The organism is Shimia sp. MIT1388 (assembly GCF_047124445.1).
Classification (GTDB): Bacteria; Pseudomonadota; Alphaproteobacteria; order Rhodobacterales; family Rhodobacteraceae; genus Shimia.
This window is the reverse complement of sequence record NZ_CP138921.1, coordinates 4,216,386-4,235,871: the sequence shown is the minus strand read 5'-3', so window position 1 is coordinate 4,235,871 and position 19,486 is coordinate 4,216,386. Positions and strand designations below refer to the sequence as shown.

The following is a 19,486-nucleotide window of genomic DNA, read 5'->3' as shown; positions in this document are numbered from 1 at the left end:
GAAATTTGAATGCCCGCGTGTCGATGCCGGAAGGGAAAGCAGACACGCGGGCACTGGACCGGCGCCCCATACGCCGGAAGTGGTTTTTAGCGACAGGCTCAGTAGGCGCGGCCGCGGGCCGACACAGGCCAAACCGTTTCCACCTTGCCGTCGCGCACGCCAACGTACCAATCGTGCACGTTCGCGGTTGGGTCGCAGTGGCCCGGCACCAGCTTGAGCTTGTCATTGACCTTCAACGCGCCGGTTGGGTCCATGACCACGCCGTGCTCATCGGAGCATTTGATGTATTCCACATCGTCGCGACCAAAGATCACTGGCAGGCCGCTGTCGACGGATTGTGCTTTCAGACCTGCGTCCACGATGGCTTTGTCGGCTTTGGCGTGGCTCATGACGCTGGTCAGGATGAAGAAGGCATTTTCCCACTCACCTTGGTCGATGCGGTTGCCGTCTTTGTCCAGGATGCGGCCATAGTCTGCGTCCATGAAGGCGTAGGAGCCACATTGCAGCTCGTTGTACACGCCGGAGTTGCTCTCAAAATAGTAAGAGCCAGTGCCACCACCGGAGACCAGCTCGCAAGCAATGCCTTCGGCCTTCAAACCGTCCACGGCGTCCTGCACCTGCGCAATCGCCACGTCGAGCTTGGCCTTGCGGTCCTCGTAGCTGTCCATGTGCTGCATCGCGCCCTGATAGGCCTGAATGCCGGTGAACTTGAGGTTGTCCGCCGCTTCAACCGCCTTGGCAATCTCCACCACAGCTTCGGTGGTGGTCACGCCACAGCGGCCCGCGCCACAATCGATCTCGACAAATACTTCCAGCTCGGTGCCGTGCAGAACAGCTGCTGCGGAGAGGTCGGCCACATTGGCAACGTCATCCACGCAGACAATGGTTCGGCTGCCAAATTTCGGCAGGCGAGCGAGGCGGTCGATTTTGGCTGGATCACGCACTTGGTTGGAGACCAGAATGTCCTTGATGCCGCCCCGCGCAAAGACCTCAGCCTCCGAGACCTTCTGACAGCAAACGCCAATGGCGCCGCCCAATCGTTCCTGCAGCTTGGCCACATCCACCGACTTGTGCATTTTGCCGTGCACGCGGTGACGCATGCCGTGGGCCTTGGCGTAGTCGCCCATCTTCTTGATGTTGCGCTCCAGCGCATCAAGGTCCAGCACCAAGGCCGGGGTTTGAATGTCTGCGGCGTCCATGCCCGGCTTGGCCGGAATGTCATAGCCCACTTCATAGGTGTCGAGATTGGTCATGTCTTTCATGTCCTTATCCTCTGTCGGAAATCGTATTGTGATTGTTTCAGGCGGTTGCCAGCCAAGGCAGCTTGTCCAGATCGACGTTGCCGCCGGTGATGATCAGCCCCACACGTTTGCCCTTGAAGGCGTCAGGGTTCTTGAGAACCGTCGCCAACGGCACAGCGGAAGAGGGCTCCATCACGACGCGCAGGTGCTTCCAGGTGAGCTTCATCGCGTCGATGATCTCTTGCTCAGACGCGGTGTAAATCTCGCTCACATGGTTGGAGACAAAGTGCCAGGTGCGCTCTTTGAGAGGCACCAACAGCCCGTCAGCGATGGTTTTGGGCGCGTCGTCGGCGATGATGTGGCCGGCTTTGAAGCTGCGGTAGGCGTCGTCCGCCTGCTCCGGCTCTGCGGCAATGACCTGTGTTTCCGGCGCCAAGGTGGAGAGCGTCAGGCAGGTGCCAGAGATCATGCCGCCACCGCCAATGGGCGCAACAACCATGTCCAGACCGTCGGTCTGCTCAATGAATTCTTTGGAACAGGTCCCCTGCCCCGCAATCACGCGATGATCGTTGTAAGGGTGCACAAAATCGCCGCCGGTGGCCGCTTGCACTTCGGCAAAGGTCGCCTCGCGCGAGGTGGTGGAGGGCTCACATTCGGTGATCTTGCCGCCGTACCGGCGCACGGTGTCCTTTTTGGCCTGTGGCGCGGTGCGGGGCATGACAACGTTGCACGGAATGCCGCGTTTCATCGCTGCGTAGCTGAGGCAAGACGCGTGGTTGCCGGAGGAATGTGTCGCCACACCCCGTTTGGCTTGCTCGTCGTCGAGACCAAAGACCGCATTCGCTGCACCACGCACTTTGAACGCGCCCGGCTCCTGAAAGTTCTCACATTTGAAGAACAGTTCTGCGCCGGTCAGCTCGTTGAGGTAGTCCGACACGCGCACAGGCGTGCGGCGGATGTGGGGCTGGATGCGCGTGTGCGCCTCCAGCATGTCCTCATAGGTTGGGATATACATATCGCTGTCCAGCATCAGGCCGCGTCCTGATGCGCCGTCGCAGTGTTGCCCCGGTAGAAATCTTGTGCCGCGGCCACGCCACTGCCCAGTTTGATGTCCAGACCAAGGTCAACCATGCACATTTCAGCGGTGGCGATCCCGGAGAGCGCCATCACGTCGGTCAAGCTGCCAAGGTGACCGATGCGGAAGACTTTTCCGGCCACTTCGCCAAGGCCCACACCAAAGGCGACGCCGTATTTCTCTGCCGCATGGGTGACGATGTCGGTGGCGTTAAACCCGTCGGGCGTTTTGATCGCACTCACGGTGTCGGAATAGACCGACGGGTTGGCGGCGCAGAGCTCCAGCCCCCAAGCCCCCACAGCGGCGCGTACGCCTTCGGCGATGCGGGTGTGACGAGCAAATACGTTATCCAGACCTTCATTCAGCAGCATGGAGCAAGCTTCGTTCAGGCCGTTCAACAATCCCACGGCGGGCGTGTAAGGGTACGCGTTGGCGGCGTAGCCTTTGGCCATGTCGTGCACATCAAAGAAGGTGCGCGGCAGTTTGGCGGTCTCTGTGGCGGCCATGGCTTTGGCGCTGAAACCCACGATTGCGAGGCCAGCAGTCAGCATGAAGCCTTTTTGCGAGCCGGTCACGGCAACATCCACGCCCCACTCGTCCATGCGGAAGTCCATGGAGGCAATCGAGGACACGCCATCGACAAACAGCAGAGCTGGGTGGCCTGCCGCATCCAAAGCGCGGCGCACGGCGGCGATGTCGGATTTTACCCCGGTTGCCGTTTCGTTGTGGGTGGCCAAAACGGCTTTGATTTCATGGTTTGTGTCTGCGGTGAGGATTTCCTCGTAGCGGTCCGCTGGCAAGCCTTCGCCCCAAGGGGTTTCCACAACCGTCACGTCCAGATCGTGACGCTGGCACATGTCGATCCAGCGGTGGCTGAACATGCCGTTGCGGGCGGCGAGGATTTTGTCGCCTGCGGACAGTGTGTTGGTCAGCGCGGTTTCCCAGCCGCCGGTGCCGGTGGAGGGGAAAATGAAAATTTCGGCGCTCTCGCTTTTCAGCACTTTGCGCACACCCTCGCGGGCCGGGTGCAGGATCTGACCAAACAGCGGCGAGCGGTGGTCGATGGTGGGCATATCACATGCCTTGCGCAGACTCTCCGGGATGTTGGTTGGACCGGGAATAAAGACAGGATTTTGGAAGCTCATGGTGGGTCTCCTTCAAGCGTTGCATTCAGGATAGCGGCTGCGCCTCAGGCTGAAAATTTTTTTGAAAAATGATTTCAGAAAACGATTTCTCTAAATTATTCAATGTTGTCAGATGTTTGTTTTTTTCATATTGTGAATGTGCTTTTCAATAATTTCGAAGGGGCTGTTTATGGTTTCTCAAAGGAATGGCGAAAATGGCGGTCCAAAGGCCCGTGGGCGGCCACGCGACTGGCATGACAAGACAGCGCAGAACACCATCAAATCGCTCGATCGCGCGATGGAGGTGTTTGAGTATCTGAGTGAGGAACAGGGCAAGACCCTGTCGCAGATTGCTGACGAGATGGGACAATCCCCGGCCACGGTTTACCGTATTCTGGTGACACTGGAGACGCGCGGCTTGGTCGAATTTGAGGGCCGCGAGCAGCTTTGGCATATTGGACCACGCGCCTTCATCATAGGCGCGCGGTTTCTGCGGCGCACCAGCCTTGTGGACCGCGCACGTCCGGTGATGCGCAAGCTGATGGAACTGACCGGGGAGACCGCCAACCTTGGCGTGGAGCGCGAAGGACAAGTGCTGTTTTTGAGCCAAGTTGAAACCCACGCCAGCATCCGCGCATTTTTCCCCCCCGGCACGCTGTCGCAGATGCACGCCTCGGGCATCGGCAAAGCGCTCTTGGCCCATATGGAGGCCGGACGGCGCAATCGGCTCTTGGCCAACGAACAGCTCACCGAGTTTACCGCGCGCACCATCACCGATGTGGATGTGCTTCTTGAAGACCTGCTCGCCATTCGGGACCGTGGTTATTCCGTGGACGACGAGGAGCGCAACATGGGCATGCGCTGTATCGCGGCGCCGGTGTTTGATTTCAACGGCGAGGCGGTGGCGGGCATTTCCGTGTCCGGCCCCGCAAGCCGTGTGAGCGCAGAGGAAACCGACCGGCTGGCGAAAGCCGTGACCGCGGCAGCCCGGGAATTGACCCTTGCGATTGGCGGGGAAGCCACCGCACCTTGAAATATGTTTGCGCTACCATTTATGTGGAGACAGAGAGGGAGGCGCGACATGGCCCAAGACACAAACGGCTTGGCACTTATCGTGATGGGGGTCAGCGGGGTGGGTAAAACCACGGTGGCGCAGGCTTTGGCAGAGCGGATTGACGGGCGCTACATTGAGGCGGATGAGTATCATCCGCCGGAAAACATTGCCGCCATGGCGGCTGGCACGCCACTGACGGACGCGATGCGACAGCCTTGGCTGGAGAGGTTGGCCGAAGCGATGGGGCAGGCGCGCACATCCCAACCCGACACGCCTGTGGTGGTCGCCTGTTCGGCGCTCAAACGCCGTTACCGGGATATGTTGCGGGTCAAAAACCCTGAAGCAATCATCGTCTATCTCGCGGCAGATCCCGACATGATCCGCGCCCGTATCACCGCCAGAACCGACCACTTCATGCCGCCAAGCCTGCTGGACAGTCAGTTGGCTACACTGGAGCCCCCTGCTCTGGATGAGGCCTGCGTGACCGTCGACGCCAGCCTGTCGCCTGAAAACACCCTGGCCATGGCATGTGAAGGACTGGCCCGCAGGGATAACGCGGATGCATTGACTTCGCCCTGATACCGCAGGACACACGAAAGAGCGCACCGCAGTTTCAGCGGCGCGTCCCCCTTGCAGACAAGGAACACACCGATGACGCTTGCAAACTTTGGCCTCTACGGACTCGGCACCATGGGTACGGCCCTGGCGCATAACATCGCCGAAAACGGCTTTGATCTGCACGTGGCCTCCTATCGCAAAGCCGATATGGAGCAATTTGTGGCCGCGGCGCCCAGTTTTGATGGACGCTTCAGCGGCCATGACAGCCTGGCAGACATGGTCCGAGACATGCCGACGCCGCGTGCGATCATTTTCCTGATCCCTGCGGGGCAAGCCGTCGACGATGCCATTGCCCAAGCACGGCCCCATATGCTGCCTGGCGATGTGTTGATTGACGCGGGCAATTCGAATTTCCAGGACACCCGCCGCCGGGCGGCTGATCTGGAGGCCAGCGGGTTGGCATATATGGGCATGGGCGTGTCCGGTGGCGAGTTTGGTGCACGTACTGGTCCATCTATGATGGTTGGGGGCACGGCCTCGGTCTGGGAGGCGATGCGCCCCATGCTGGAAGCGATCTCGGCCAAGTTTGAAGGTGCGCCTTGTGTCGATCATGTTGGCCCGGACGGTGCAGGGCATTTTGTGAAGACGGTGCACAACGGCATCGAATATGCCGACATGCAGCTTTTGGCGGAGAGCTACGGCCTGATGCGCCATGGCTTGGCGATGTCGCCAGCTGGGATTGGCACAGAGTTTGCGCGCTGGAACGATGGGCCCATGCGCAGCTACCTGGTGGAGATTTCCGCCGAAGTCTTGCAGACCGTTGATCCACAGACAGACTCGCCGCTGGTGGATGTGATTGTCGATACAGCGGGCCAGAAAGGCACCGGCCGTTGGACCGCGATTGAAGCGCAGAAACTGGGCGTGGCGGCCAATACGGTTGAGGCTGCGGTGGGCGCACGGGTGTGGTCGGCAGGTCGTGAGGCGCGTGCCGCTGGTGAAGAGATTTTTGCGCCTACGCGGGGTGCCGTGGCTTTGACGACTTCGCAAATGGAACAGGCAGCCTTGGCCGCGCGCATCATTGGCCACAGCCAGGGGTTTGACCTCTTGTCCAGCGCGTCTGACGAGTTTGGCTGGGATTTGGATCTGTCGCGCTGTGCCGAGATTTGGCGGGCGGGCTGTATCATTCGGTCTGAACTGCTTAGCGGCATTGCAGACGCCTTCCGCAACGCGCCACCGGCGGGATTGCTCGCTTATGCGCCGGAGATGGCAGCGACGCTCAAGGACGCAGTTCCAGCATTACGGGCTGTGGTGGGTGCCGCCATCGCCGCCGGGCATCCCGTGCCGGTGATGACGGCCGCGCTGGCGTGGTTTGACGGCATGACGCAAGCACGCGGCACGGCGGATCTGATCCAAGGGCAGCGCGATTTCTTTGGCCGCCACAGCTTTGCACGGGTCGATGGTGGCAGCGGCCATCATGGGCCCTGGGCGGACTAACGGCGGAAAGCCATCGCGCCCGAACCGAGGGGCTGGAAGCGAAGCGCCCGCCCCGTGGGGGCGGTTCGGGCGCTGCCAAATCAGGGATTTGGCAAAGGAGAAAACAAAAAGGGCCGCCAAAGCGACCCTTTCCAAATCCATCTCAGCAACAGCTTTACGCCGTCAAACCTTCCGGCTCGGCCAGACCATTGGCCCGGCAGCACGCCGTTACGGTGTTGGCCAGCAAGCAGGCGATGGTCATCGGACCAACGCCGCCCGGCACCGGTGTGATCGCACCAGCTACGGCAGCGGCGCTTTCAAAGTGCACGTCGCCCACAAGGCGGGTTTTGCCTTCGCCTTTTTCTGGCGCGTCGATACGGTTGATGCCTACGTCGATCACGGTCGCGCCTTCTTTGATCCAGTCTCCCGGCACCATTTCAGGACGGCCCACAGCGGCCACCACGATGTCGGCGCGCTTGACCACCTCTGGCAGGTCCTTGGTCCGGCTGTGCGCGATGGTCACGGTGCAGCTGTCGCCCAGCAGAAGCTGCGCCATCGGCTTGCCCACGATGTTGGAGCGGCCAATCACCACCGCGTCCATGCCAGACAGCGAGCCATGGTGGTCACGCAGCATCATCAGGCACCCCAGCGGCGTGCAAGGCACCATCGATTTCTGACCAGTGCCCAGAAGACCCACGTTGGAAATATGGAAACCATCCACGTCTTTGGCCGGATCAATCGAGTTGATCACCAGATCTTCGTTCAGATGGCCAGGCAGCGGCAGTTGCACAAGAATGCCGTGCACCTCTGGATCGTTGTTCAGCTTGTCGATCAGGGCCAGCAGGTCTGCCTCAGATGTGTCGGCATCGAGCTTGTGCTCATAGGAGTTCATGCCCACTTCGACGGTCTGTTTGCCTTTGGAGCGCACATAGACCTGCGACGCCGGGTCTTCGCCCACCAGCACCACGGCCAGACCGGGTGTGATGTCGTTTTCCTCTTTCAGACGCGCCACATGGCCCGCCACTTTCTCACGGACTGTGGCCGCGAAGGCTTTGCCGTCAATAATCTGTGCGCTCATCACGCTCCCCTTTATGATCTGCCCGGGGGCGCGCCCCGGTGGGTGCTTTCAAACGCGCCGCTCCTTGCGCGTCAGTCTAACTTGATGGTTTTGGCTTCCCGAGCGATGGACCAGTCAATCAACTGGCGCCACAGAGCCTCGGCGATCTCAGTGTCCAGCCCTTCCTCTGCGGCGGTCGCTTTGACCTTGGCCACAACGTCTTCGACACGGGCGGGAATATTGGCGGGTAGCCCCGCGCCGGTTTTGATTTCAACGGCGCGGTCAATGTAGGTGGTGCGCAGCGCCAACAGACGGACCAGTTCTCGGTCCAGCGTGTCGATCTGCGCACGCAGGGTTGGCATGTCAGGACAATCGGCGGGGCTCAGCATGGCATCCTCTCGAAAGTGTTGCGCATGCCCTACCCCGCCTCTGTCCAAACCGCAATGCGTTAGAACAGGCCTTCAACCAGTCCTTCGTCATTGATGCGGATATTCTCCGCCGCCGGGTGACGTGGCAGGCCCGGCATGGTCATGATCTCGCCGCAAATCACCACGATGAAACCCGCACCGGCGCTCAGTCGCACCTCACGCACCGGTACGGAGTGGCCTGTTGGCGCGCCACGCAGATTTGGGTCGGTGGAGAAGCTGTATTGGGTCTTCGCCATACAGACCGGCAGGTGCCCGTAACCCGCGTCTTCCCAGGCCTTGAGCTGATCACGGATTTTCTTATCCGCCAGCACCTCATCGGCGCGGTAGATCGAGGTCGCGATGCGCTCGATTTTCTCAAACAGCGGTAGCTCGTCTTTGTAGAGCGGGGCAAACTGGCTCACACCGGCGTCGGCGATTTCCGCAATACGGGTCGCGAGTTCCTTGGTGCCTTCGGAGCCTTTTTCCCAGTGCTGGCAAAGAATGGCTTCAGAGCCTTGGCCTTCCACGTAGTCTTTGACCGCCTGCACTTCGGCATCCGTGTCGCTGACAAAGTGGTTGATCGCTACAACAACGGGCACGCCGAATTGCTTCAGGTTGCCGATGTGACGGCCCAGGTTGGCGCAGCCTTCGTTCACCGCATCGACGTTTTCTGCACCAAGGTCAGCCTTGGCGACGCCGCCGTTCATTTTCATCGCGCGAATGGTGGCCACCAGAACAACCGCATCCGGCGCAAGGCCCGCTTTGCGGCATTTGATGTTCATGAACTTCTCAGCACCCAGATCGGCGCCAAAGCCTGCTTCGGTCACCACATAATCCGCAACTTTCAGCGCGGTGGTGGTGGCGATCACGGAGTTACAGCCGTGCGCAATGTTGGCAAACGGGCCGCCGTGTACAAAGGCCGGGTTGTTTTCCAGAGTCTGCACCAGGTTAGGCTGCATCGCGTCCTTCAGAAGAACGGTCATCGCGCCGTCGGCTTTGATGTCACGCGCGTAGATTGGGCTGCGGTCGCGGCGGTAGGCCACAATCATGTCGCCCAGACGTTTTTGCAGGTCTGCCAGATTGTTGGCGAGACATAGGATCGCCATAACTTCGGAGGCCACGGTGATGTCAAAGCCGGTTTGACGTGGGAAGCCGTTGGCAACCCCACCAAGCGAGGTCACGGTGTCACGCAACGCGCGGTCGTTCATGTCGAGCACTCGGCGCCAAGTCACACGGCGCTCGTCAATTTCCAGCTCGTTGCCCCAGTAGATGTGGTTGTCGATCATCGCCGACAGCAGGTTGTGCGCGGAGGTGATTGCATGGAAGTCGCCTGTGAAGTGCAGGTTCATCTCTTCCATTGGCACGATCTGCGCGTAGCCACCGCCTGCGGCGCCGCCCTTCATGCCGAAGTTTGGCCCCAAGGAGGCCTCGCGGATACACACGGCGGCTTTTTTGCCAATCGCGTTCAGACCGTCGCCCAGACCCACAGTGGTGGTGGTTTTGCCTTCACCCGCAGGGGTTGGGTTGATCGCGGTCACCAGAATCAGCTTGCCGTTTTCACGGTCCTGTACGGAGTTGATGAACTCCTGGCTGATCTTGGCTTTGTCGTGGCCGTAGGGCAGCAGGTCATCACTGCCAATACCCAGCTTTGCGCCAATCTCCTGGATAGGTTGTTTCTTTGCCTCACGGGCGATTTCAATATCGGTTTTGAAGCTCATGGTGGTCCCTGTCATAAAATTTGACGCTCTCTCACCTCATTTGTAGCGCCGAAAAAACGGCAATGAGATGCGTTTCCGACATATCCGGCACTTCTAGCGTCGGCATAAGAGGCGCCGGTTTCGTTTTGGAGACGTTACGTCAGGATCGGGCACAAGGACCACCCTTAGTGGAATGCCTGCACACTCAGGATTTGCGGGCGCGCTCCAGATGGCTCCAGACCGGCTGGTCCGGCACAAAGAGGCGCAGGGTGTCACCGACAGACAGCATGCCAGCCCGCTCCACCCAAGCGGTCACACCGCGTTTGCCGGTGGCGGCGGTTTTGAACTTGGGCCCATGGCCCGGATGTGCGCCCTCAATCACCCGTCCGGGCAACACACAGGGGCGGTTTTCCATATCCACGGTGATGGTCACCCCGTCGGGCCCCTGTAGGCGGGAGTTTGGTGGCACATGGGTGAAATCCGGAATGCCTTTGAGCACAATCGACGCGCCAACCCATGCCGGGTCCACGGCCTCAAGCCCCATCTCTTTGGCGATCATGTCGAGTTCTTCCTGAGACAAGACTGACAGCTGGCGCACGTTCATGATCTCGGTGCCCCGCTCATACAGCGCTTTGACACGCACACAGGACGGCCGCGTGATACCCGAGTGAAACTCGCCCGCGTCTCCGCCCAAAGCCAGGTCCAACGACGGCACCGGCGCGGCGCTCAGGTTTTCTTCGGAATTGGCCACCCGGCCCAGCCAGACCACTTCGGCTTCAAAGGTTGTTGGTTTCAATGCAGGCATGTCGCGCTCCCTCGTCACAGTGCTTGGCAGATACCTAGAGGCAGTGCCGCGATCAGACAATCAAAGATGGGTGATGGGGGTGTTCAGCATCTGTGAGCCATCCTAGCCGCCACCCAAAAGAAAAACCCCGAAGCGCCCTCACGCTCCGGGGTTTCATGGTCTTGGGCCTGTCCCTCAGGTTAGGCCGTGGGTTCCGGCTCCAGTCCGCCGTCCCCACTTGGCTTATTACGCGGCTTTGTTTTCGGGATCGCGGTCACGCTTGGGGCGTTGCCTTCATCCGTATCATCGCCGTTGTTGTCATCAGAGTGCGGCGGCTCTCCGTCCATCACACGCTTGATTTCGTCACCGGTCAAGGTCTCATATTCCAGAAGTCCCTGCGCCAGACGTTCCCACTCTTCGTTGTAGTCGGTCAGAAGCTTGTGCGCGGCGTCATAGCCATCCTGGATGAGGCGCTTCACCTCTTCTTCGATCAGCTCTTTGGTGTGTGCCGATACGGAGAATCCACCGGTATTGCCTTGGTAGCCCTCATGGGCCTCAGCATAGTCGATGTTGCCGACTTTGTCCGACATGCCCCAGCGCATCACCATGGCGCGCGCCAACTGGCTGGCTTGTTGGATGTCACCGGCAGGGCCGTTGGACACGTGGCCGTCACCGTATTTGATGATCTCGGCCGCCTTACCTGCCATAGTCATGGCCAGCTTCTGCTCACATTCAGACTTGTGCCAGTTCAGACGGTCCATCTCCGGCAGAGACACAACCATACCCAATGCACCGCCGCGTGGAATGATCGTCGCTTTGTAGACAGGATCGCATTCCGGCAGCTTCAGCCCCACCAGCGCGTGACCGGCCTCGTGATAGGCGGTTTTCTCTTTTTGATCCTGGGTCAGCACCATGGAGCGACGTTCTGCGCCCATCATCACCTTGTCTTTGGCGGATTCGAAATCCTCCATGGTGACAAACCGACGGCCAACACGCGCGGCCATCAGCGCAGCCTCATTCACGAGGTTGGCCAGATCCGCACCGGAGAAGCCAGGCGTACCACGCGCGATGATGCGCAGGTCTACGTCTGGACCCAGCGGTGTTTTGCGGGCGTGCACGCCGAGGATTTTTTCACGGCCTTTGATGTCCGGGTTGCCCACGGTCACGTTGCGGTCAAAACGGCCCGGACGCAGCAGCGCAGGGTCAAGCACGTCACGACGGTTGGTCGCCGCGAGGATGATCACACCTTCGTTGCTTTCAAAACCGTCCATCTCCACCAGCAACTGGTTGAGGGTCTGTTCGCGTTCATCGTTGCCACCGCCATAACCGGCACCACGATGGCGGCCCACGGCGTCGATCTCGTCGATAAAGACGATACACGGCGCGTTTTTCTTGGCCTGCTCAAACATGTCACGGACACGGGAAGCACCCACACCGACAAACATTTCCACAAAGTCGGAGCCAGAGATGGTAAAGAAAGGCACACCAGCTTCCCCTGCAATCGCGCGGGCAAGAAGGGTTTTACCGGTGCCAGGAGGGCCAACAAGCAGCGCGCCTTTTGGAATTTTACCGCCAAGGCGGGAGAACTTCTGCGGGTTGCGCAGGAATTCAACAATCTCTTCCAGCTCTTCTTTGGCTTCATCAATGCCAGCCACATCGTCAAAGGTCACGCGGCCATGTTTTTCGGTCAGCATCTTGGCTTTGGATTTGCCAAAGCCCATCGCACCGCCTTTGCCGCCGCCTTGCATGCGGTTCATAAAGTAGATCCAGACACCGATCAGCAGAAGGAAAGGCAGAAGGCTGATCAGGAAGGCTTGCAGGCCGGAGGTTTCCTGGCTCTCGGCGCGCACATCAATGCCTTTGTCGGTCAGAAGCTGCGTCACCTCTGCGTCCCGTGGCAAAATGGTCGAACTGGTCGAGCCATCCTGCGTCTGATAGCGCAGTTTCTCGCCATCAATGACCACATTCTGGACCTGCCCGGCTTCCACCGAAGCCACAAAGTCCGAATAACTGCTTTCACGGCTTTGCAGCGAGCTGCTGTCTCCGCTGAACAAGTTGAACAAAGCCAGGATCAGCAAAAACAGCACGACCCAGAAAGCTACATTTCTCGCATTGCCCAAGGCAAGTCTCCCTTTCAGAACGCCCGTGACCTATCACGAGGGCGTACAGAGTTAAATAGAGATCGCGAGGCCGTAATCAATGTGCGAATTGGCAAAGGCTCTAACAAGTCGTGCCAAAAACACTGGTGTGGGGCAAATGCCTCACTTGCCAGCCATTCTTAAGGCCAGCCAACGGCGCTGCGACCAATTTTTCACCGTGCCAAACCGCTGGTGAGGCAAGCACCGAAGGCCTTGGGCGGCCAAGCGACCGCCACTCGTCAATCTCCCGGAGCCCCTGCTCGCCAAGGGCTGCAATCTCCATCTCCGCCACATCAAGGCCTTCAGGTGGTATTAACCGCCATCTGCCATCCCATAGCTCAGATACATGGCACCGCGTCTCTTGGATGGCCACAAACTCCCGCGTAATGCGCACCGACTGTTTTGACGGCAAGATCAAGCACCCGTGGAGCGAGGTTGGCTGGCCCGCCTCGATTGCCGCACGCAAGGCGCGGAAACGCGGTTTATACTGAGCTCCAGACACAAACGACAGCGCTTCAGCCAACAAACGCGAATACAGGGCTTCTGGCAGCGCCTTCTGCGCTTCGGCATCCAAAACCACGTCACCGGCGTCTAGTGTAGCATAGTTTTGCGCCGCTGTATTGAGCGCCCAGTTGCCTACATCGCTTTCACGGCCCATATGCGCAGCGGTTTGCGCCAAACGGTCTGTGGTTAGGCCAAGGGGTGCCAGGGTTTCAAACATCTGCCGGGCCTTCACGCGGTTAAAGCGCGGGTCTTCGTTGCTGGGATCGTCCGCCCAAGGGATTGCATTGTCGCGCAGATGCTGGCGCAAATCCTCACGAGCGATCTCCAGCATTGGACGCAGCCACGTTAGACCGTCACGTTCGCGAAGCTCCGACATGCAGGCCAGCCCGTCGACACCGGACCCGCGCGACAGGCGCATCAGAAAAGTCTCGGCCTGATCATCCTTGGTATGGCCCAAGGCAACGTGTTGCAGTTGATTTGCTTTGGCCCAATCGGCAATCGCCGTCCGTCGCCCCTCGCGCGCGGCGTTTTGGAGGTTGCCGGTACCGTCCCAATGCCACTGCAATATGTCATGCGAAAGGTCGTGCTGCGCGGCGTAGCTTGCAACCAACCCCAGCTCATCTTCCGCCTCTGCGCGCAGACCATGGTTCACGCTGACCACTGCCAGTTCCGCCTTGCCCCACTGGCGCAGCAGGTCAAGCAGTGCCATGGAGTCGCCGCCACCGCTGACGGCCACGCCAAGTTTTGTGGGAACGTCCGTGCCAAACGCCCTATATAGGGCGTTTGAAAGCTGGGTTAGGAGCACTGCAGCTTGACCATTTCCGCCTGAGCTTCAGTCACAAAAGCACCACCGGGATAGCGCACACCAACTTCGTTGAGCGTCACGCAGGCCTCATTGGTCTGTCCCAACGCGCCCAGCGATTTGCCCAGACGGAACAGCGCCTCAGGTGCGGTGCCGGATTGAGGTGCGCCGGAGTAGGCTTCCAGAAAGGCGCGCGCGGCGCCGGTCAGATCGGTTTTGCCTTCCAGGGCCTGACCACGCCGCAGATGCGCCTCGGCCTCAAGCGGGCTGCCGGGATAGGTCTGCACAAAGGAGGCAAACTGATCTGCTGCAGCGCCAAACTCACCGGCATCCAAGGCGGTCATGGCGCGATTGAAATCGGTCTCTTCTCCCACGGCCAATTCGGTTGGCGCGCCATCGCCAGAGCCGGTGTCGTCGCCACCGGTGGACGGCAGAGTTTCGACATCCCCGCCCAAGGTGGTGGTTTCGCCCAACTGGCTCAGATCTCCACCTTCCAGCTCCACAAGACGGAACTCCAGATCACCAATACGGTTTGTGCCATCTGCCACAATGCGCTCGACGCGGTATTGCAGCTCTTCGGTTTTGCCTGTCAGCACCCGCAGCTGCTGTTCAATCACATCCACACGCTCCAGCGTCGTGGCGCCGGTTACGATGGTGCCGGCCGAACCAGTGGTGGACAGTTCCCGCTTCAGGTTCTGCATTTCGACATACAACACAGACAGCTGCTGGCGTATGTCCGCCAGCGTTTCATCACGGGTTTGGGCCGCGCCCATCATCGGCGCCACAACAAGCGCAAGGGCGCTCAAGGAAGCAAAAACTTGCGCTCGCATCATGTCTTACCCCGACAGGTTGGCGGTCAGCACGGTCACCGCACGGCGGTTTTGTGCATAACAGCTCTCTTCCGAACAAATCTCAATGGGCCGCTCTTTGCCGTAGCTCACGGTGCGGATGCGGTTGGAGGCCACACCCTGCGTCACCAGAAGTTCCTGCACGGCGCTTGCGCGACGCGCGCCAAGCGCGAGGTTGTATTCGCGTGTGCCTTGCTCATCAGCATGGCCTTCGATCACCGCGATGTAATCCGGGTTCTGCATCAGCCAGTTGGCCTGCGCCAGCACGGTCAGGCGGCCTTGTTCACTCAAAGTGGACTGATCGACCAGGAACAACACGCGGTCGCCCACAGCCTCTTGGAAGTAGGCAATAGAGGTTGGGTCGGCGCTGCTGCCCAGGCCGCTGTCAGCCCCTGTGCCGATGCCAAAGTCGTCATCGTTGCCAAAACCACCTGGATCAGTACAAGCCGCCAAAGAAAGCGCGGCCACAGTCAGCACCGCTTTTGTCCATGTTTTCATGAGTATTGCCTCGCCTCTAAACCCGTCGCCTCAATTGCATTTTGTGCTCTTCTAATGACGCTGTCTTATCACAAGCTGCTGTGCAAGCAAAACACGGGGGTTTCTTACCTTATTGCAGGGGGGACCACGCGGGGTCAGAGCCACCGCCGTTGATCTTCACCGGTTTCAGATTGCGCCCGGACACGTCCACCGAATAGAGCGACGCCGCGCCGCCCGCGCCACGGGTTTCACGGGTGAACATGATCACACGCCCGTTGGGAGACCAGGTTGGGCCCTCGTCTAGGAAGGACGCCGTCAACAGGCGTTCGTCGCTGCCATCGGTGCGCATCACGCCAATGTGGAAGCGGCCTTTGTTCTGTTTGGTGAACGCAATCAGATCGCCGCGCGGGGACCAAACCGGCGTGCCGTAGCGGCCTTTGCCAAAGCTGATACGGGTGGCTTCACCCCCACCAGCGGACATCACATAAAGCTGCTGCGTGCCGGAACGGTCGCTTTCAAACACAATCTTGCTGCCATCAGGGCTGTAGCTCGGGGCCGTCTCGATGGACGGTGTTGACGTGAGACGCTGACGTTTTCCGGAAGCGATGTCCATTTTGTAGAGGTCGGTGTTGCCACCTTCGGTCACCGACATCACCACACTTTTGCCGTCCGGGCTGAACCGTGGGGCAAAGCTCATGGTACCGCTTTCATTGGACAAAACCTTGCGGCGCACGGAGCCTACGTCGAGCACGTAAACCTGCGGGAAGCCGGTTTCATAGCTGGTGTACAGCACGCGATCTCCCGTTGGGGAGAAGCGCGGGGCCAACACAATGGAGCTGCTGTCGGTCAGATACTGTAGATTCGCACCGTCATAGTCCATCACCGCCAGACGTTTCTTGCGGTTGTTCTTGGGGCCGGTCTCCGCGACGTAGACCACGCGGCTGTCGAAATAGCCGCCTTCGCCGGTGATCCGCGCATAAACGGCGTCGGCCACTTTGTGCGCCATGCGGCGCCAGCCATCGGTGGTGCCTTTGAACCGCAGACCGTTGCCCAACTCAGTGCCCGCGAACACGTCATAGACGCGGAACTTCACTTCAAGCTGGTTGCCGCTGACCGATACGCCGCCGGTGATCAGCGCTTGGGCGTTCACCGCTTTCCAGTCGGCAAACTGCACCGGGCTGCCAAAGTTGGTGATCGAGGAGATATGCGCCTTGGCCGGGATTTCCCGGAACAACCCCGTCCCGTTGAGATCCGCCGCAATCACGCGGCTGATGTCTTTGGCCACCTGATTGGAGCCTGGGGTTTCGGCAACAAAATCCGGCACCGCATAGGGCATCGGCTCGATCACACCATCGGTGATCTCGATGCGCAGGGGCTGGCTTTGGGCTTCAACCGGATGGGCTAAATGGCCCACCGTCAGGATCCCGATCACTAGGGTCGCAAAAAGTCTCATCATCTGGACCTCATTTTCTCCGGGTTAAATGTAATCTCAACATCCCGCCAATGGTCATATTTTTCTGCAGGCAGGTCGTAACCAGTCTTTTGGCAGCGCAGAACCGCGCGTCTGGCGGCCGCAAAAGCGGTTTTGGCAGCGGCTTCGTCGCCGCCTTCATAACTCAACATGCGAATGTCGCCTTGAACTTTACCGTTCTGATCCAGGCTCAGGCCCACAACGACGGTCACATCCGCAGCGCGGGAGCCAACATCCACCACCCAGCATTGCTGCACGGCCACGCGCAAGCCGTCTTTCTCACCGCGCGTAAGCGGCGGGCCGGACGGCGCGGAGGATGGTGACTCGGTTGGCGCTGCGGCTTCCGCCAAAGCGGCCGCGATGGCGTCTTCCGCCGGGGTGGGCTGTGGCTCGGCCACCGCGTTTGGCCGGATACGCGGACGCAAGGAGCGTGTGGGCGCGGCGCTGGCGACTTCTTCCTGTTTGGGTTCCGTGGCGATTTCGGTGGAGGCCGCTTCAGGCGCGGTGTCTTCTTTGACCTCTTCCGCAGCCTCGCCAGCTTCATCCGGCTTGGTTGCCTCCTGTAAGGCGTCGGCAATGGCTGTGTCAGGCTCCGGCTGTGCGACAGGCTCTGGGGCCACACGCTCCACTGGCGCGGGCACGGGTTCCACCGGCGCATCCGGAATGATAACCGCGGTGTCGGTTTCTGGCGTCGGCAATTGTGGTGTGGGTTCCGGGGCCACTTCTGGCTCAGGCGGTGTTGGATCTGCAATCTCCGCCACATCTGGCGCAGCCTCAAGCTCTGCCTCAATTGGCTCAATTGGTTCCGGCTGCGGTACAGCCGCATCTTCCGGCACGACCACCTCTGGCGCAGGCTCTGTTTCTTCGGGCGGCTGTGGCAGCGCAATCTCGGTGGAAGTTTCCGGCGCGATCTGGTTTTGGGTCAGCGCGTCAAACTCGGCCGCGGAAATCATCGCGATGTCCACCACCTCCATAGGTGGCGGATCGGAGTCAAACACCCCGCCCAACAACACCCAGCCAATCAGGCCGGTGTGGGCAACGCCCGAGATATAATGGCCGATATGCACGCGCGCGCCCTAGTTGTCCGTCCCGCCAGCATCCGTGCCGTCCAGCGCCGGGCCGCCCACATCGGTCACCAAACCCACGTCGCTAAAGCCGCCGGCGTTAAGCGCGCCCATGACCTGCACCACAGCCTCATAAGGAATGGCACCGTCCGCACGCAGGTACACACGGTCGGACTCGCGCTCTGCCGCCACGGCACGCAGTTTCGGGATCAGGTCTTCGGCAGCCACCGGCGTGGTCATGATGGTGATGCCCAGATTGGCATCAATCGTGATGGTCAGCGGCTCTTCCTGTTCGCCCGGCAACGGATTGGCCGCGGTTTTGGGAAGCTCTACCGGCACGCCCACCGTCAAAAGCGGCGCGGCGACCATAAAGATGATGAGCAACACCAGCATCACATCCACAAAGGGCGTGACGTTGATCTCGCTCATCGGCTGGCTGCTGCGGCGGTTGCGGCGGCGACGTTTGCCGCCCCCTCCGCCAGATTTCATGACACCCGCGCCCATGGCTCAGGCGTCCAACTGGCGGCTGAGGATGGTGGCAAACTCGTCTGCAAAAGCCTCATAGCCCGAGACGATACGGTCGCTGTCTGCACTCAGTTTGTTGTAGAAGATCACCGCGGGGATCGCCGCCAAGAGACCAAGACCGGTAGCCAACAGAGCCTCTGCAATGCCCGGCGCCACAACCGCGAGGTTGGTGTTCTGCTGCGCGGCAATCTCGATAAAGGCGTTCATGATGCCCCAGACAGTACCGAACAGACCCACAAACGGCGCAGTCGAGCCTACGGTGGCGAGGATCGGCAGGCCGTGTTGCAGCTCATCCGCTTCTTTGGCAATCGCCACATCCATCGACCGGTCGATCCGGCTGGTGGCATTGGCGATCAGCCCGCCATCCTGACGATGACTGCGTTGCCACTCCACCATGCCAGCGGCAAACACCCGTTCTGAGCGCCCCTTGGGCTCTGGCCCCAGTTCCTCAAACAGTTGATCCAGCGGCTCGCCAGACCAGAAGGCCCGATCAAACCGCGCACCTTCGCGGCGCGCCTTGCGGTACATGATGTGTTTTTGGACAATCACCGACCAAGACCAGAAGGATGCCACGATCAGCATCACCATCACCAGTTTTACGGTTAGAGTGGCGCGCGCAAAAAGCGCCCACATCGAGAAATCGACTGCTGCGTGTTCCATATAGCCTGCTCTGCTCTGTGGCCCTCTATCGGGGCCTTGTTTGAAAGCAAACGTAACGGGTTTCTACGGGGAAAGCCAATAAATTGGCGTCGCTCGCGGGAATTTGCCCGCTTTAATGCACCATTTGGCGGATATTTGCCGGTAAACGCACCGGTTGGCCCGCTTCGTTCATACACACAACCGTGACCATGGCGTGAAACAGCACCTCGTCACCGCGTTTCACCCGCTGTTCCATCACCAACCGCGCAGCGGTGACATTGGCCACTTCGGTTTCGACCGTCAGAAGATCATCCAGCACGGCGCTGCCGAGATAGTCGCATTCCACCCGACGCACGGCAAAAACGATGCCCTCGGCTTTCATTTCCAACTGATCCATGCCAATCTCGCGCACCCATTCGCTGCGGCCGCGCTCGATGAATTTGAGATAGTTGGCATAGTAAACAATGCCCGCCATGTCAGTGTCTTCGTAGTAGACGCGGATCGGCAAGGTGTAAGGCATTGGCAGGTCTCCACAATAAGATGACCTA

At 60.0% G+C, this 19,486-nt stretch carries 19 protein-coding genes; 3 read left to right on the top strand and 16 right to left on the bottom strand.

Annotated features, from left to right (window positions below):
- Positions 1-98 precede the first annotated feature (98 nt).
- From bhcC to bhcA, 3 genes are read right to left on the bottom strand one after another with little or no spacing between them, the layout of a single operon-like run.
- Positions 99-1,262 (bottom strand): 3-hydroxy-D-aspartate aldolase BhcC, encoded by a 1,164-nt coding sequence (gene bhcC / locus SIB92_RS20655; protein ID WP_412553778.1) that lies wholly within the window; start codon positions 1,260-1,262, stop codon positions 99-101.
- 37 nt (positions 1,263-1,299) lie between these two features.
- On the bottom strand, positions 1,300-2,271 hold the full coding sequence (gene bhcB, locus SIB92_RS20650) for a beta-hydroxyaspartate dehydratase BhcB (protein WP_412553777.1): 972 nt from the start codon (positions 2,269-2,271) through the stop codon (positions 1,300-1,302).
- Positions 2,271-3,461, bottom strand: coding sequence for an L-aspartate--glyoxylate aminotransferase BhcA (gene bhcA, locus SIB92_RS20645; RefSeq protein ID WP_412553776.1), 1,191 nt, complete (start codon positions 3,459-3,461; stop codon positions 2,271-2,273). Before bhcA ends, bhcB begins: the two co-directional genes overlap by 1 nt.
- A gap of 169 nt (positions 3,462-3,630) precedes the next feature.
- On the opposite strand from bhcA, the gene bhcR reads away from it, so the two are divergent.
- From bhcR to gndA, 3 genes are all read left to right on the top strand, one after another.
- Positions 3,631-4,473: an HTH-type transcriptional regulator BhcR gene (gene bhcR, locus SIB92_RS20640; RefSeq protein ID WP_412553775.1), complete on the top strand. Its 843-nt coding sequence runs from the start codon at positions 3,631-3,633 to the stop codon at positions 4,471-4,473.
- Positions 4,474-4,521: 48 nt separating this feature from the next.
- On the top strand, positions 4,522-5,073 hold the full coding sequence (locus tag SIB92_RS20635) for a gluconokinase (protein WP_412553774.1): 552 nt from the start codon (positions 4,522-4,524) through the stop codon (positions 5,071-5,073).
- A 72-nt stretch (positions 5,074-5,145) separates the two neighbouring features.
- Entirely contained in the window at positions 5,146-6,546 is a 1,401-nt protein-coding gene (gene gndA, locus SIB92_RS20630) for an NADP-dependent phosphogluconate dehydrogenase (protein ID WP_412553773.1), read from the top strand.
- 154 nt (positions 6,547-6,700) lie between these two features.
- On the opposite strand, the gene folD is transcribed toward gndA, so the two are convergent.
- From folD to ybgC, 13 genes are all read right to left on the bottom strand, one after another.
- On the bottom strand, positions 6,701-7,603 hold the full coding sequence (gene folD, locus SIB92_RS20625; protein ID WP_412553772.1) for a bifunctional methylenetetrahydrofolate dehydrogenase/methenyltetrahydrofolate cyclohydrolase FolD: 903 nt from the start codon (positions 7,601-7,603) through the stop codon (positions 6,701-6,703).
- Between the two features lie 71 nt (positions 7,604-7,674).
- Positions 7,675-7,971 carry a chorismate mutase gene (locus tag SIB92_RS20620; protein ID WP_412553771.1) on the bottom strand — a complete coding sequence of 99 codons (297 nt, stop codon included), beginning with the start codon at positions 7,969-7,971 and terminating at the stop codon, positions 7,675-7,677.
- 59 nt (positions 7,972-8,030) lie between these two features.
- A complete protein-coding gene (locus SIB92_RS20615) occupies positions 8,031-9,707 on the bottom strand; it encodes a formate--tetrahydrofolate ligase (RefSeq protein ID WP_412555881.1) in 1,677 nt (558 codons plus the stop codon).
- A 184-nt stretch (positions 9,708-9,891) separates the two neighbouring features.
- The gene (locus SIB92_RS20610; RefSeq protein ID WP_412553770.1) at positions 9,892-10,491 is read right to left on the bottom strand and encodes an MOSC domain-containing protein; all 600 of its coding nucleotides are present in this window, start codon (positions 10,489-10,491) and stop codon (positions 9,892-9,894) included.
- 179 nt (positions 10,492-10,670) lie between these two features.
- A complete protein-coding gene (ftsH, locus tag SIB92_RS20605; RefSeq protein WP_412553769.1) occupies positions 10,671-12,590 on the bottom strand; it encodes an ATP-dependent zinc metalloprotease FtsH in 1,920 nt (639 codons plus the stop codon).
- 100 nt (positions 12,591-12,690) lie between these two features.
- A complete protein-coding gene (gene tilS / locus SIB92_RS20600; RefSeq protein WP_412553768.1) occupies positions 12,691-13,848 on the bottom strand; it encodes a tRNA lysidine(34) synthetase TilS in 1,158 nt (385 codons plus the stop codon).
- A gap of 59 nt (positions 13,849-13,907) precedes the next feature.
- The gene (gene ybgF / locus SIB92_RS20595) at positions 13,908-14,747 is read right to left on the bottom strand and encodes a tol-pal system protein YbgF (protein WP_412553767.1); all 840 of its coding nucleotides are present in this window, start codon (positions 14,745-14,747) and stop codon (positions 13,908-13,910) included.
- A gap of 3 nt (positions 14,748-14,750) precedes the next feature.
- Complete coding sequence (gene pal, locus SIB92_RS20590) at positions 14,751-15,260, bottom strand: peptidoglycan-associated lipoprotein Pal (protein ID WP_412553766.1); 510 nt, start codon at positions 15,258-15,260, stop codon at positions 14,751-14,753.
- Between the two features lie 109 nt (positions 15,261-15,369).
- Entirely contained in the window at positions 15,370-16,695 is a 1,326-nt protein-coding gene (tolB, locus tag SIB92_RS20585) for a Tol-Pal system beta propeller repeat protein TolB (RefSeq protein WP_412553765.1), read from the bottom strand.
- Positions 16,692-17,777, bottom strand: a complete 1,086-nt coding sequence (locus SIB92_RS20580; protein ID WP_412553764.1) for a hypothetical protein — start codon at positions 17,775-17,777, stop codon at positions 16,692-16,694. The genes tolB and SIB92_RS20580 overlap by 4 nt, the downstream gene beginning before the upstream one ends.
- Positions 17,778-17,786: 9 nt before the next feature.
- Positions 17,787-18,278, bottom strand: a complete 492-nt coding sequence (tolR, locus tag SIB92_RS20575; protein WP_294117234.1) for a protein TolR — start codon at positions 18,276-18,278, stop codon at positions 17,787-17,789.
- A 3-nt stretch (positions 18,279-18,281) separates the two neighbouring features.
- Positions 18,282-18,959, bottom strand: a complete 678-nt coding sequence (gene tolQ, locus SIB92_RS20570; RefSeq protein WP_412553763.1) for a protein TolQ — start codon at positions 18,957-18,959, stop codon at positions 18,282-18,284.
- A gap of 112 nt (positions 18,960-19,071) precedes the next feature.
- Positions 19,072-19,458 (bottom strand): tol-pal system-associated acyl-CoA thioesterase, encoded by a 387-nt coding sequence (ybgC, locus tag SIB92_RS20565; RefSeq protein WP_294117229.1) that lies wholly within the window; start codon positions 19,456-19,458, stop codon positions 19,072-19,074.
- Between the last annotated feature and the right edge of the window lie 28 nt (positions 19,459-19,486).